The following is a 13,121-nucleotide window of genomic DNA, read 5'->3' as shown; positions in this document are numbered from 1 at the left end:
AGTTCTCTTTATTTTAAAAACATAAAGTAATTGATTAATTTGTCTAGTTCTTGACTCAATGCCAATACTTTTTCATGTTGAATTCCATAATCCGATACTAAATATAAAAGTTCTTCTTTTTTTATTTCAATTACTTTTTCCAATTTCGCTAGTTCCATGTCGTTTTACATCTCTCCAAAAATAAAATGTATGTATTTCAGTATAGCCTACTTACATAATTAGTAAAAGTAAAATACGCATGTAAAATCTTACATATTTGAAAAAATAATATACTACTAACAAAAAAAGAAACTAGATTAAACATCCTTTTACAGATCATTAACGTTCATTAAGAATGAATAATATAACGGAATTTTTCTAATGTGATATCTTTATAATTTGGAGCTCTCTGTATATGATTAAAATAACTATATGAGAATTTAAATACATGACCAAAATCCCAATCGAATTCACTATAGTCTTTTATCCAAAATATATTTTCAGTTGGTAAAATATTTGCACGTTTAGATTGAATTAAAGGTAATCGATCTATAGGTGAGTGTAAAGTTATTTCCGTATTCAACTTGAGCTTTTGGCTAGCTCTTAGTACGTATACTAGTTTTAAAAGCGGACGTATCCCTCGTTGAAATAGATCTATATGTCCTAAATCGTACATTATATTAATTGCGTGGGAGTATGTAAGCAAATGCCCAATTAAATCATGATGTGATTCTGCTCGATAAATACTATTAAATTTCGATAACTCATTTAAAACGAATCGAGATACTTGTGCTGGATTACTCAATTCACTTTGTATCTCGTCTTCAAAACTTAATTGTTTTACTTCTTTCATCGTATAACCAATCCACGATCTACCTGGAATTGTTTTTCGAAATGATAAAATAAGAGTAGTAATCCCTTCAATTGCTTGATTATCTCCCCATTTTTGTAGCTCTTTCATAGCTAATAAGCTTAATGACGCATAAATGACGTTATGCCCGACCCAATGAAGTTCATCAATCGTTTGTTCTAAAGATTTTATAATCATATTCTCCGCAATTTGAAAATCTATTTCTTTTTTATCATCAATCATCTCACCAATTTTTTTCTTGCTTAGCATCATCCTTGTTTGCGAATGTATATTACGAGCTGTTTCTTCATCAATATGATTATCTTTCATAAAAAAATAACTAGCAATTGCAGCTGCTCCAAAATGTGCATGCCAAATATCATTTGTTTCTTTTTTACATTGAGAAATAATTGAAAGACCGCCTTTTAAAATACTTTTTCCCATTTTCTTACTCCCCTAATAAAAATCACTATATTTTCATCCTAAAGATGGTGTCAGGACAAATAAAATGTGATTCGATTCATCACTTTTATTCAAAAATCGATGCTTCACATTCGGTGGAATACGTACAACATCGCCTTCTTCTAAAAAATATTCTTTTCCCTCCAATTCCACATACACTTCCCCTTTCATAATTACAGCAATCTCTTCCTTATCTTCATGGGAATAATGGCTTTCTGTTGTGTTTGCTCGTTTATTTAAATCCATCATTAACATTTCAATACGTGCTTTCATAAAATCAGGTGTTAATACATCATATACAATGTGATCATTGTTTTCCCGATATACTTTTTTTCGATCTTTTTTCTTAGAAATGAGCGAATCTGTATCAATATCGTTAATAAAAAGTGTAAACAGCGGTACATTTAATGCTTTTGCAATTAATTCCAAAACATTTAAAGAAGGATTAGCATGTCCTCTTTCAATTTGGCTAATTAACGACGTACTAATCCCTGCATAATCAGCGAATTCACGAATTGTCATATTATTTTTCTTACGATAACTTAATACTGTTTGCCCAAGCCTATCATGTACCATAGTAAAACTTCCTTTCGTCCATCATAATGCATGTTTCGTTGTCTTTGTGCTGACATACTAAACAAAGGTAAATAACCCTTCCCTATTATCTCCGGGACTTATATACTTACCTTTGTACATTATATCGTATTAAGTTTATTATAATAAACATTCTATCGGAGGGACAAACTTTGAAATCACCTATTCTTTCATATTGCATCTTATTTTTTGGTGTATTCGCCTTATCAACTTCAGCTATTTTTGTAAAATTGGCAGATGCTCCTGCGACAATCATTGCTTTTTACCGATTATTCTTTGCCACACTAATTCTGTTACCGTTATTACTATTTAATAAAAATAGTCGAAATGAGCTAAAAACTTTAACGAAAAAACAATGGGCACTTGGATTCGTATCTGGGCTATTTTTAGCTGCACATTATGTACTATGGTTTGAATCATTACAATATACTTCTGTAGCAAGCTCTACAGTTATCGTAACGTTACAACCTTTGTTCTCAATGATTGGTGGTTATTTTTTATTTAAGGAGAGGTTTACGAAAGGAGCAGTTATTGGTTGCCTCATCGCTATTTCAGGTAGTATCATCATTGGCTGGCAAGATTTCCAAATTAGTGGAGAAGCTTTATATGGAGATATTTTAGCACTTATCGCTGCCGGTATCATTACTGCTTATTTTTTCATTAGCCAACACGTTCGTAAAGATTTGTCACTTATACCATATTCGGTAATTAGTTATGGAAGTAGTGCTGGCTTTCTTGGCATATTTGCTTTCACGCAACAAGGATCTTTCATCCATTACTCTACACAAACTTGGTTGTGCTTTATTGGATTAGCTTTCATTGCTACAATTTTAGGACAAACCATTTTTAATTGGTTATTAAAATGGATAAGTGCTACTGTAATTTCAATGAGTATTTTAGGTGAAACAATTGGCACTTGTATACTAGCGTACTTTATATTACATGAGACCATTTCTTTACAACAAGGACTAGGAATTACCGTTATTTTTATTGGTTTAGTATTATTTTTAATACAGCCAAATTCTAATAAAAAAGCATGACAGTATACTGTCATGCTTTTAACTACTAATTATGTACAATTAAACCATCCGGTCTAAAACGACTCATCATAATTTCATTAATAAACTTTCCGTGAGCTTTCAAATTCCCTATCTTTACTCCCTCTTCTACAAATCCAAATTTTTCATATAAAGCTTTTGCTTTTGGATTCGTTTCTAACACACCTAGTTCTACTCTCTCTAACATTAACCAATTATCAGCCAAATCAAGCATCTTCGTAAGAAGTGCTTTCCCAATTCCTTTATTATGATATTCACTATCAACCCCAATGAATAAATCGCCTGAATGAGATCTTCGTCCCGGACTTTGTGTTAAACCTACAAACCCAACAATTTCTCCATCATATTCTGCAACAAATTCAAATTGATTTGGTGCTAAATTTCGAATTCTATTTTCCATAGCTTCTACACGCATGCTAGGTAAGAAAACCATATACGGTAAAACGTCATCCTGTATACATATACGATGAATTGCTCTAGCATCTTGTATTTCTACTGCTCTAACGTTGATCCCCATCTTTCTCTCCTCCATATAAATAACAATATATTTGTGGTATATTCTAGAAACGTTCACGAATGACCTTCTCGTCCGTATTTCTTTATGTCATTTTTACATAATTATTTCAATATAATACTTAATTTCCAAAAAGATTAACAACTATATCTATATGGTTAACTTTTCACTTTATTATATAAATTAAGCAAATTTTCAATTGGAATACCATTTAGTTTCATGCCAACTATATCACAATTTTCTATTTCAATATTTTTCAGATTACTATTACTTATGGTGCTACCTTCCAAATCACATTTATCGAATAAAATAGGTTCCTTCTCATCTCCGAGACTTGTATTTTTAAATTGCACTCCACCTAAAGTCACCAAATTAAATTTACTACCAGAAAGATTTAAATCTGCATATGATGACCATCTAAAATTTATATTTCTAAACTTTGATTGACTTACATTACAATTACTCATATTCGTATTCATTATATTGCTACCAACAAATGAACTGTTTTTTAAATTCACTTGATAATACTCTGTATTTGCTAAATTACAGTTTTCGTATTGACTATTTTTCATATCTTTATTTGTAACTACACTCTCTTTATTTGAGCTTGTTTTTATTCTTTTCACGTAACAATACTCATCTTCCGATTCAAAAATCATTTGGTAGCCCATCTTTTTATAAAAGTGATGATTATTAATTTGTCTACTAGATGTTTCGAGATCCCAAATCTTTATGTTTGGATATTCCTTTTCTATTAATTTCATAACATGTGATCCAATTCCTTTTCCTTGATAAACAGGATCTACAAAAATACGATCAATTCGACCATACGACTTACCAGAAATCGTAACTATTATCCCTCCAATTATTTCTTTATCCATTACAACTTTGAAAGAATTCAATTCTTCAATGGAATATTCCATCATTTCAACTGAAGAATATCCTGGCGGTTGAATGTTATAATCAATGACATCATCTTGGCCGTATAGCCATTGTTTTGCTTCTGCATCAAATGTTCTTTTCATTATTTCTGTTAATTTCTCAGCATCTAAAATTGTAGCTTTTTCTATAGATATCATTGTTGTTTTCCCCTTCATTATTACAAACCAATAATTTTTGTGAATGCCATAATTATCAATTCACTTTTGTTTTTAATGCTTTTCCCATTATTACATATGGAACATCATTTTTACTTGGATGAAATGGCTCCAATACATTTATCCAATCTAATCTTTCATATAACGAACGTGCTTTTTCATTGTTTATTTGTGTTGTTAAAACACTCGTTCTATTTGAAACCCCTTCTAGTAATTTATTATGTAATTTCGTTCCAAGACCTTTATTTTGATATTGTGGGTGAACTGCTAACTCTACAAATTCAAAACAATCTTGCAACCATTCGTCTACTTGCTCTAGATGTAACGCTTCTCTCATTAATTGATTATAGTACTGTCCCTCCATTGAGCGATAACCATAAGTAAAACCAACTACTTCATTTTCATCATTTATTGCTACTATACCTTTAAAACCTGTATATTCTATATGCCTATTCATTCGCTTGATCATTTCATTGAAATTTGTTTTCTCAAATAATTTACAATACAAATTTGCCATATTCCCAATTAGGATCTCCTCTTTTTCAATGCTTACAAATTTCACTTTACTCCCCCCTATTAAAACATTTATATCCTTTTTAAAAAATAAGAAAATTAACACTAATCACTCTATTTACTATTAAACTACAAATCACCCTATATTTTCCACAGTTACTTAGTATTAATGAATAATAAAAAGAGACCATGTAATATAAACATGTTCTCTTCTTTTATTCATTTTCAATTTTATCCCGCTATTTGCCTGGCAGTAAGACCCCCACCTCAAAATTCAGCGAAAGCAAAGAAGTTAGGTGGGGGATCAATTGCCCGTAAAATCCCGATTGGTGAGGGCTGAACCCCCCCACTGATTAAAGTTTCACTTTATATAATTAAAAATTAGATATTACTTAAGCCACTCGTTGCAAGTATTACTTAACTGCTGTAAATCTTCTATAAATTTACTCGCATCATATCCATCACAAACCGAATGATGTACTTGCAATGAAACTGGTAGCATAACCTTGTTTCCTTCGTTAAAATATTTCCCACAAGTTATAATTGGCAATAGAAAATTTTCATCATTATTAATATTAAGATTAAATCCAGTAAAACTAGTCCAAGGTATGCTAGAAATCGGAAATACATTAGGCGGAATATTTTCTTTCGTGAAAAGACCATGAACACTAGCATAGTATCTCATATCGTCTTCATACTTTTTATAGAAAGTGCGGAAATCACTTGAATAATCCGTCCATATACTTGAAAAAGACTTATCATCTTTATGAAAGATTGTATAACTCGGTATCATTTCCTCCCAATAGCCTAAAACTCCTTCATCGTTAAAACATGTTCGAAATTTTTTATGATTATTTACTACTCTAGAAATTAAATATATAAAAACGGGATAAAATTTTATTCCCTTTTGATATACTTCCTCTAATAACATCGTGATATCAACATTCACAGTCATACTAAATGTACATTTCAACTTTAAATAATGCTCAAAATACCGCTCTCTATTCCAATCTTCTCTATCAATTACATGAAACTTCATTCTAATAGCCTCCTAAAATTTTCTTTTTATTTTAGAAGGCTAATTCCCTTGCTCTCACCATACTTTGTCACTCCTAACAGTTTACAATTCACCCTAATTATTCATTTAATTATATAACATATGTAAGAATCAATTCACATATTTCTGGAAATCCATCCACATACTATAGATAAATCAAATGAAATTTGGAGGATACATACATGAATAACAAAAATATGAATAAAAAAGAAAATGTTACTGAAAACACTACATCTATTCAAAATAATAATACTGCAAATCTTACTATCGAAGAACAAGCAATGAACGGCTTATACGGAATGCCCGAAACAACAATTGAAGATGCTGATCACGCTGCAGCTGATGATTTGACTTCAAAAAATTAATTAACTACATTTAAAAAAGCCAAGGAAAATATCCTTGGCTTTTTTAACTATGCATCCACCTTTTGTATTTCTTCACTCTTTCTTGAAAGTTTACCTGGCCAAAAAGCAAATCGGCCTAAAACTACTGTAATCGCGGGTACAAGTAACGGTCTTACGATAAACGTATCTAGTAATACGCCAATTGCAGTTACAATACCAAATTGAACTAATACTTGAATTGGAAGTGTACCTAACACTGCAAAAGTTCCTGCTAAAATTAAACCAGCCGATGTAATAACACTACCTGTTTGTATTACACCATTTTTTACTGCATCCAAGTGATTTTGTGTCTTTCTGTTTTTCCATATTTCTGAAACCATAAAGATATTATAATCTTCACCTAAAGCAACTAAAAATACGAATGCGTACAACGGTATCGCACCTTGAATGGCCGGCGCACCCATACCGTAATGAAGTAATATCCATCCTGCTCCTAACGCTGAGAAGAATGATAAAACGACAGTTACAATTAAATAAATCATCGCAACAACCGATCGTAAGTAGACAAGTAATAGTAAAGCGATAATGCTAATCATTACTGGAATAATTACTGATTCATCACGTTCCGTAATTTGCTTTGTATCATATAATGAAGCTGTTTCCCCACCAATCCATAATTGATCTTTAGCATTACTAATCCCAGCATCTTTTAATACTTTTTCTATACTACTTTTCAATTTAGGAATTTGATCTAACGCTTCAATTGAGTATGGATTTTCCGCTAAAGAAACTTCATACATTTGTATTTGCTTATTTTCTTTTCCCTCTTTTGGCTCTTTCACTGTATTTACGAAAGAAAATTTCTCTAGTTCTTGTTTAATAGGAAGCTCTTTGCCTTTCGTATCAACAACAACTTTTATTGGTGCTAGTTCACCAGCTGAGAAATGATCACTAATTAACGTAAACCCTTCACGAGAAGGCATATCCTTTGGAAACGACTCTAATAAGTCATATGTGTATTGAATACGTGGTACGAATGAAGCCAATCCGCCTAATACAAATACAGTTAGCATAATTATTGTCCACGGTCTTCGTACTACAATATCTCCAAGTTTTTTACTAAAGGAGCCTTTTGATTTTTCAACTTTTACAGCCCTCTTTTTCTTTCTTGCAAACTCCTCATTCATTGAAGTTGTTCTCGGTATAAACGGGAAAAATGCAATCCTACCGAATATTAATAATAGTGCTGGTAAAATCGTTAAAGCAGCGATTCCCATTATAAATACAGCAACACTAAATGGTACTGCAAATCGATGAAAGGCTCCATAATGAGCAAGTAGTAATGTTCCTAATCCAAGTACAACAGTTAATGCACTCATTATAATTGCACCGCCAGAAGCTTTAATCGCAAGTTGTAATGCTTTATATTTACTTTCTTCTTCTAACAAGTACTCTCTATATCTCGAAATTAAAAATAGACAATAGTCCGTTCCAGCGCCAAACAATAATACTGTCATAATTGATATCGCTTGGGCATCTACTTTAATCCATCCGTGATCAGCTAAAAAACCGAGTGTAGGACTAATAATACCGTATGCAAAGCCAACAACAAGTATAGGTAAAATCGCTAAAATTGGTGAACGATACAGTAAAATTAACAAAACTAACACTAGTAGTACAGTAGCCACTAACAATTTCACATCTGCTTGACTAAATAAACTAACTGCATCCGTTTGAATACCTACAGGTCCTGATAATCGAACATGTAAACCAGATTCACTTATTTTTTGTTTAAATGGATCTTCATCCACCTTACTATTCACTATTTTTCTAAACTCTTCAAGATTTCCTTTTAATATATCTGTACCAGCAGATTTATTAAAAAATACCGGTGTAACAAATGATGTACCATCTTTTGATGCACTTTTTGATAATACTTGCTCTGGGATTGTATCAAATGGTGGTAACGTTGATTGTTCTTTTAAAGGACTAGCTTTTAACTCCTTATAAACATCTTGTATGAGTTTATAATCCTGTGACTGTAATCCACCATCTCTATACCATACTACTAACAACGGATTCCCTGCATTATTCGGAAACTCTTTTTTCATAAGCGCTTCCGCTTGCAGTGACATAGCTGTTTCAGGTAAATTTTTCGGATTCGGTTCTTTCGTACTGTTTACTTGTGGTAACGTAAATGAAAGTAATAATGTAATAAGAATCCACACCGATAAAGTGATCCACTGCGTATTTCTCCCTGCTACAAGCCTCCCTAACATATGTAACGGGTGCTTTTTCATAAAAACCCACCTTCCTTTTTTCCTCCATTATTAATTATATATACTGGTCGGTTAATTAATCAAGAATGATTGAAAATTATGTTATAATTATCTCAATCATAAATGTCAGGAGCGAATGTATTTGGAACAAAAACAACGTCCTCTCGGAAGGCCGCGTCAAAATAAAAATACAAAATCTACAAAAGAAACCATTTTAGAAGTAGCAACCCGCTTATTTCTTACACAAAATTATCAAGTCGTTTCTATGGATGAGGTCGCAAAAGTTTGTGGTGTTACGAAAGCAACTGTCTACTATTACTATTCAACAAAAGCCGATTTATTTACCGCTACTATGATCGAAATGATGGTACGTATACGTGAGAATATGTCTCAAATACTCTCTACAAACAAAACGTTAGAAGAAAGATTATTAGACTTCGCTAAAGTTTACTTACACGCAACGATGGATATTGATATGAAAAATTTTATGAGAGATGCAAAACTGTCGTTATCTGAAGAACAATTGAAAGAATTAAAAAATGCTGAAGATAATATGTATGAAGTACTAGAAAAAGCACTCGATAATGCGATGCACATCGGAGAAATCCCGAAAGGGAACGCTAAATTTGCGGCTCATGCTTTCGTATCTTTATTATCAATTGGGAATTTTAAAGATGAAAATCACAATCCTATTCTTGCAAATATAGATGAATTATCACAAGAAATCGTTTCTTTTTATTGGAACGGATTAGGTCATTCATATTAAACTGATTTTCTTTAATAAAAGAGCATGTTTGAATTTTTTCAAACATGCTCTTTTATAATTTATTTATATACTAATAATCAGATTATACTTCAATGCTGTTTAACAAAAAATTTCACTTTAACTTTTACAAATTTTGAAGTTGAACATTTATATTCCCCTTACTAAATCCCCCATGGTAACAAACTACAGATTCAATATGTAAATTTAAATACTTCTTCAAAGACTGCTGTGCTTCCTTAATATTTATAGTTGTTGGGGCGTGAATTCCTCCTAACATCCCATTCACACTATACATAGAGTCTCCTGCAATAAGAATTTTACTTTGTTTCAAATATAAACTAATATGACCCGGAGTATGCCCTGGAGTATGAAGAATTAGTATTCCACCGCAATACGGAAGTTCTTGCCCGTCAATCACAGTATCACTCACTTTTCCTTTTGGTCGGTTCTCTATATTTCCGTCCTTCAATAAAGGTAAATCCCCCTCGATATATGGCTTATCTAGTTCGTGCGCATAAACTTTAATATTACTTCGACAGCGCTGCAACAACTCCGGAAGACTACCTATATGATCAATATCCTGATGCGTCAAAATCACGACTTTTAACTTATCAAATGATACCCCAACCTTTTCCATCTCTACTTGTATATCTTCAATTTGTCCTGGGAAACCCGTATCTATTAATACTGCCATTTCATCATCCCATAAAAGAATTGGATGAATAACAAATTCTTGAAATTCAAGTTGTAACATTTCTATCCCTTTAGCGATCTCCATACAGCCATTCTCCTTTATATTAAAGTTTGAAAATATGTACGAGTAAACTGAAAATATAAAGTGAAACTTTAATCAGTGGGGGTTTTACTGCCCGGCAAATAGCGTGATAAAGCTCCTCTATCTTATAATATGTTTTGTCATACCAATAGAGAATGCCTCAAACCCTATAGATTCATAGTAAGATTGCAATTTTTCTACACACATAAGTTGTGGAATAACCTTGTTTTGTTCACAGTGCTGGATTAATCGTTCCACTATTTCTTTCCCAATACCAATGGACTGATATTTTGGCAATACACATACACCACAAATAACGCCTGTTATTACTCCATCGGATATAACACGCCCCATCCCAATTAATTGTTCCTCTTTAAATGCATATATTGCATACCAACTATGTTTACACATTTGTTCCAATTCATTAACTGTTAATTTAAGAGAATTCCATCCTAAAGATTCGTATAAGAATAATAATCCATTAAAATCTGTAGGATGTTCACTTGTGTAGCGTATACTATTTTCCATGTAAATACTCCCTATTCTCTGGCTTGTTTATATTTCATAAAATTCCCATTACACAAATCTGATCGATGTAAAAATAACTAGAACAAACTTCAATAAGAAAGATAGAATTCCTTCTCAACATAAAATAAAAAGAAGTTATCTCACTTAAGATAACTTCTTTTATATAAGACTCTCATTATATTATCAACCAAAAAATATACAACTGCATACGATTAGCACAAATAAAACTAATAAACCATTTGAGAAATAACCCATTGAAAACTACCCCTTTATTAAATTATGTAAAAGATTTTATCATAAAATGATTTACAACTTAATAACTGAAAAAGACATTGTATTCATTAGTTATATATGTTAAGTAATATTTTATTTTCGGGTATATTCTGCTTAACTTAAACCACTTCCCATTCCCTTATACTTAAGTTCTGATAACTTCAGAACAATACATAAAGAAGACCTCAACTTATTGACGTCTTCTTTTCAACTACACTAATAGCTAATTCACGTTTTTTTTCGAATATATATAGACCCTTCACTAACAGAGACATATATGAAATGTATTCCCACTACATAAACATCTATAATCTGATTATCAACATCCTTATAACCTTTAAATCTCATCCTCGGTTATTCGAATAGCTCTCTTGTTTGAAAAGATATTTTTAAAAATTCCTACTCCCACAATTAATAAACCTATACCAACTAATTTATTTATTTGTAATGGAATGCTCTCCATTCCAAATAATCCAAATGTATCAATACATAACGCAACGACCAATTGAGTAATAAGACTAATTAGCACCGTATATGCTGGACCTAAACTCTTTATTGCACCCATTATACAAATAATTAACCCAATGCCAAACAGTCCACTTACATAAAACAAATAATTTGCAGTATACACTTTAATGCTAATACTGTTTTCTGTAATGATATAAAATAGAATAGAACTAATGAGACCTATTCCAAGGACACATGTAGTCGTTAACCACTGTCCTACATTTTCATTTACTTTTGCATTAAAAACAGATTGTAAGCTAATTAATATTCCTGCTAATATAGCTAAACTAAATCCAATCAAAATCTTCCTCTCCCTTTCATTGCTCATATATATTATCTTTAGCGACTTCCTTCATTCTAGAAAAATCTTTAATGACAATAACTCCATTACTTTTTTCAATTAATTTTTCATTATAAAATCTTTGTAATACCCGAATTACGTGCCTATAACTTACCCCTATAAAGTCTGCAATACTCGTTACCGAAGTCGTATCCAAATCCCCTTTGTACATATTTCCGTTACTATCTGTTGAAATTGAAAGTAAATAACTAGCTACACGTACTTCTACAGGATAAAGTAAATTAAGAGCAGTAAAACGAGTCGATATTTTTAACGTGTTCGCAATGTTTTCAAGTAAGAATTTCATAAATATAGGATCATGTAATAACTTGTTTCTAATAACCGTATTAGAAATGGAAATCGCTACAACATCTGAACAAGATTCAACGACATTATGTGCTTTGCTATTTTGAATTAATTCAATATCACCAACAATTGCGAGTGGATTGATAAAGCGAAGGATTAGTTTCTTCCCTTCAGGTGTAATCGTATAAACTTTTACTTTACCTTTAACAACAAAATATAAACGATCCATTTCGTCATCTATATTGCAAATAAGCTCGCCTTTTTCAAAATGATTTAATTGAAAATATGCTGTATCTATTTCTGAAAAAACCTCGAGCGTTTTATTGATTTTCAAATAATGCGTAATTAAACTTGATCTATTCTCCATATTCATTTCCTCCTTTCATTTACATATTAAATACAACAATACCTATAATCATTACTATTGTTCCCACAATATGATATCTCTCCATCTGTATCTTTTTTATATGAAACAGTCCTTTCATTTCAATAACTGTTGCCGTTAACAATTGAGCAACCATTAGTGTGCCAGCTGTCAATGTAACTCCTAGTGAATATATCGCCATAGTTTCTGCACAAATAATGAATCCACCAAATGCACCCGCTACTAAATATATTTTTTTTACACTCTTTAAATCCGTTACTTTCTCTTCTTTCTTTAACAAAAATACAGTTGTTGCAATAATGAATCCAATTAAATGGGTTATAATACTCGTCGACCATATACCGATATGTGAACTAAGTTTCGCATTAAAGGTTCCTTGAAGTGTTATAAATATCCCCGCAAAAACAGCAAATAGAATACCTTTCAAAAAATCATCTCCTCATCCTTTATTTCTGACTTAATTAAAAACCATCATCCTATAATGGCAAAAGGAC

The 13,121-nt window shown here is 31.6% G+C and carries 16 protein-coding genes; 3 read left to right on the top strand and 13 right to left on the bottom strand.

All coding sequences use genetic code 11. The annotated features are described in order from the left end of the window. Positions 1-8 precede the first annotated feature (8 nt). The 3 genes from IBT51_RS24940 to IBT51_RS24930 form a co-directional block, all read right to left on the bottom strand. A complete protein-coding gene (locus IBT51_RS24940; RefSeq protein WP_000417698.1) occupies positions 9-158 on the bottom strand; it encodes an aspartyl-phosphate phosphatase Spo0E family protein in 150 nt (49 codons plus the stop codon). Between the two features lie 170 nt (positions 159-328). Further along, complete coding sequence (locus IBT51_RS24935; RefSeq protein ID WP_098679773.1) at positions 329-1,273, bottom strand: hypothetical protein; 945 nt, start codon at positions 1,271-1,273, stop codon at positions 329-331. 33 nt (positions 1,274-1,306) lie between these two features. Beyond that, positions 1,307-1,867, bottom strand: a complete 561-nt coding sequence (locus IBT51_RS24930) for a helix-turn-helix domain-containing protein (RefSeq protein WP_098127490.1) — start codon at positions 1,865-1,867, stop codon at positions 1,307-1,309. Between the two features lie 170 nt (positions 1,868-2,037). Here IBT51_RS24930 and IBT51_RS24925 point away from each other — a divergent pair, with 170 nt between their 5' ends. Then, on the top strand, positions 2,038-2,925 hold the full coding sequence (locus IBT51_RS24925) for a DMT family transporter (RefSeq protein WP_098679774.1): 888 nt from the start codon (positions 2,038-2,040) through the stop codon (positions 2,923-2,925). Positions 2,926-2,950: 25 nt separating this feature from the next. Here the strand turns inward: IBT51_RS24925 and IBT51_RS24920 are convergent, their stop codons facing one another. The 4 genes from IBT51_RS24920 to catA all read right to left on the bottom strand — a co-directional run bounded on the left by IBT51_RS24920 (position 2,951) and on the right by catA (position 6,106). Next, on the bottom strand, positions 2,951-3,460 hold the full coding sequence (locus IBT51_RS24920) for a GNAT family N-acetyltransferase (RefSeq protein WP_063547205.1): 510 nt from the start codon (positions 3,458-3,460) through the stop codon (positions 2,951-2,953). Positions 3,461-3,615: 155 nt separating this feature from the next. Then, positions 3,616-4,554, bottom strand: a complete 939-nt coding sequence (locus IBT51_RS24915) for a GNAT family N-acetyltransferase (RefSeq protein WP_071730182.1) — start codon at positions 4,552-4,554, stop codon at positions 3,616-3,618. Between the two features lie 37 nt (positions 4,555-4,591). After that, positions 4,592-5,116 carry a GNAT family N-acetyltransferase gene (locus IBT51_RS24910; protein WP_071730214.1) on the bottom strand — a complete coding sequence of 175 codons (525 nt, stop codon included), beginning with the start codon at positions 5,114-5,116 and terminating at the stop codon, positions 4,592-4,594. Between the two features lie 339 nt (positions 5,117-5,455). After that, entirely contained in the window at positions 5,456-6,106 is a 651-nt protein-coding gene (catA, locus tag IBT51_RS24905) for a type A chloramphenicol O-acetyltransferase (protein WP_000668543.1), read from the bottom strand. Positions 6,107-6,306: 200 nt separating this feature from the next. Between catA and IBT51_RS24900 the strand changes: the two genes are divergently transcribed. Next, a complete protein-coding gene (locus IBT51_RS24900) occupies positions 6,307-6,489 on the top strand; it encodes a DUF4021 domain-containing protein (RefSeq protein WP_001060657.1) in 183 nt (60 codons plus the stop codon). Between the two features lie 47 nt (positions 6,490-6,536). On the opposite strand, the gene IBT51_RS24895 is transcribed toward IBT51_RS24900, so the two are convergent. Further along, positions 6,537-8,768, bottom strand: a complete 2,232-nt coding sequence (locus IBT51_RS24895; RefSeq protein ID WP_078400272.1) for an MMPL family transporter — start codon at positions 8,766-8,768, stop codon at positions 6,537-6,539. A 121-nt stretch (positions 8,769-8,889) separates the two neighbouring features. Between IBT51_RS24895 and IBT51_RS24890 the strand changes: the two genes are divergently transcribed. After that, entirely contained in the window at positions 8,890-9,513 is a 624-nt protein-coding gene (locus IBT51_RS24890) for a TetR/AcrR family transcriptional regulator (protein WP_071730177.1), read from the top strand. 124 nt (positions 9,514-9,637) lie between these two features. Here the strand turns inward: IBT51_RS24890 and IBT51_RS24885 are convergent, their stop codons facing one another. The 5 genes from IBT51_RS24885 to IBT51_RS24865 form a co-directional block, all read right to left on the bottom strand. Then, the gene (locus IBT51_RS24885) at positions 9,638-10,291 is read right to left on the bottom strand and encodes an MBL fold metallo-hydrolase (RefSeq protein ID WP_053564539.1); all 654 of its coding nucleotides are present in this window, start codon (positions 10,289-10,291) and stop codon (positions 9,638-9,640) included. Positions 10,292-10,408: 117 nt separating this feature from the next. Then, complete coding sequence (locus IBT51_RS24880) at positions 10,409-10,816, bottom strand: GNAT family N-acetyltransferase (protein ID WP_071730175.1); 408 nt, start codon at positions 10,814-10,816, stop codon at positions 10,409-10,411. A 610-nt stretch (positions 10,817-11,426) separates the two neighbouring features. After that, entirely contained in the window at positions 11,427-11,897 is a 471-nt protein-coding gene (locus IBT51_RS24875) for a DMT family transporter (RefSeq protein ID WP_061667012.1), read from the bottom strand. A gap of 16 nt (positions 11,898-11,913) precedes the next feature. Next, on the bottom strand, positions 11,914-12,609 hold the full coding sequence (locus IBT51_RS24870; RefSeq protein WP_200458562.1) for a Crp/Fnr family transcriptional regulator: 696 nt from the start codon (positions 12,607-12,609) through the stop codon (positions 11,914-11,916). 19 nt (positions 12,610-12,628) lie between these two features. Further along, positions 12,629-13,054 (bottom strand): DMT family transporter, encoded by a 426-nt coding sequence (locus tag IBT51_RS24865; RefSeq protein ID WP_000676258.1) that lies wholly within the window; start codon positions 13,052-13,054, stop codon positions 12,629-12,631. Positions 13,055-13,121 lie beyond the last annotated feature (67 nt).

Source organism: Bacillus sp. S71, assembly GCF_016625265.1.
In the GTDB taxonomy this organism is placed as follows: domain Bacteria; phylum Bacillota; class Bacilli; order Bacillales; family Bacillaceae_G; genus Bacillus_A; species Bacillus_A cereus.
Note: the sequence above shows the minus strand (reverse complement) of the source record. Positions and strands in the feature narration are given on the sequence as shown.

Excerpts from the sequence above, each read along its gene's own strand:
- IBT51_RS24940 (WP_000417698.1), bottom strand. The coding sequence starts at position 158 with ATGGAACTAGCGAAATTGGAAAAAGTAATTGAAATAAAAAAAGAAGAA.
- IBT51_RS24935 (WP_098679773.1), bottom strand. The coding sequence starts at position 1,273 with ATGGGAAAAAGTATTTTAAAAGGCGGTCTTTCAATTATTTCTCAATGT.
- IBT51_RS24930 (WP_098127490.1), bottom strand. The coding sequence starts at position 1,867 with ATGGTACATGATAGGCTTGGGCAAACAGTATTAAGTTATCGTAAGAAA.
- IBT51_RS24920 (WP_063547205.1), bottom strand. The coding sequence starts at position 3,460 with ATGGGGATCAACGTTAGAGCAGTAGAAATACAAGATGCTAGAGCAATT.
- IBT51_RS24915 (WP_071730182.1), bottom strand. The coding sequence starts at position 4,554 with ATGAAGGGGAAAACAACAATGATATCTATAGAAAAAGCTACAATTTTA.
- catA (WP_000668543.1), bottom strand. The coding sequence starts at position 6,106 with ATGAAGTTTCATGTAATTGATAGAGAAGATTGGAATAGAGAGCGGTAT.
- IBT51_RS24900 (WP_001060657.1), top strand. The coding sequence starts at position 6,307 with ATGAATAACAAAAATATGAATAAAAAAGAAAATGTTACTGAAAACACT.
- IBT51_RS24895 (WP_078400272.1), bottom strand. The coding sequence starts at position 8,768 with ATGAAAAAGCACCCGTTACATATGTTAGGGAGGCTTGTAGCAGGGAGA.
- IBT51_RS24885 (WP_053564539.1), bottom strand. The coding sequence starts at position 10,291 with ATGGAGATCGCTAAAGGGATAGAAATGTTACAACTTGAATTTCAAGAA.
- IBT51_RS24880 (WP_071730175.1), bottom strand. The coding sequence starts at position 10,816 with ATGGAAAATAGTATACGCTACACAAGTGAACATCCTACAGATTTTAAT.
- IBT51_RS24870 (WP_200458562.1), bottom strand. The coding sequence starts at position 12,609 with ATGGAGAATAGATCAAGTTTAATTACGCATTATTTGAAAATCAATAAA.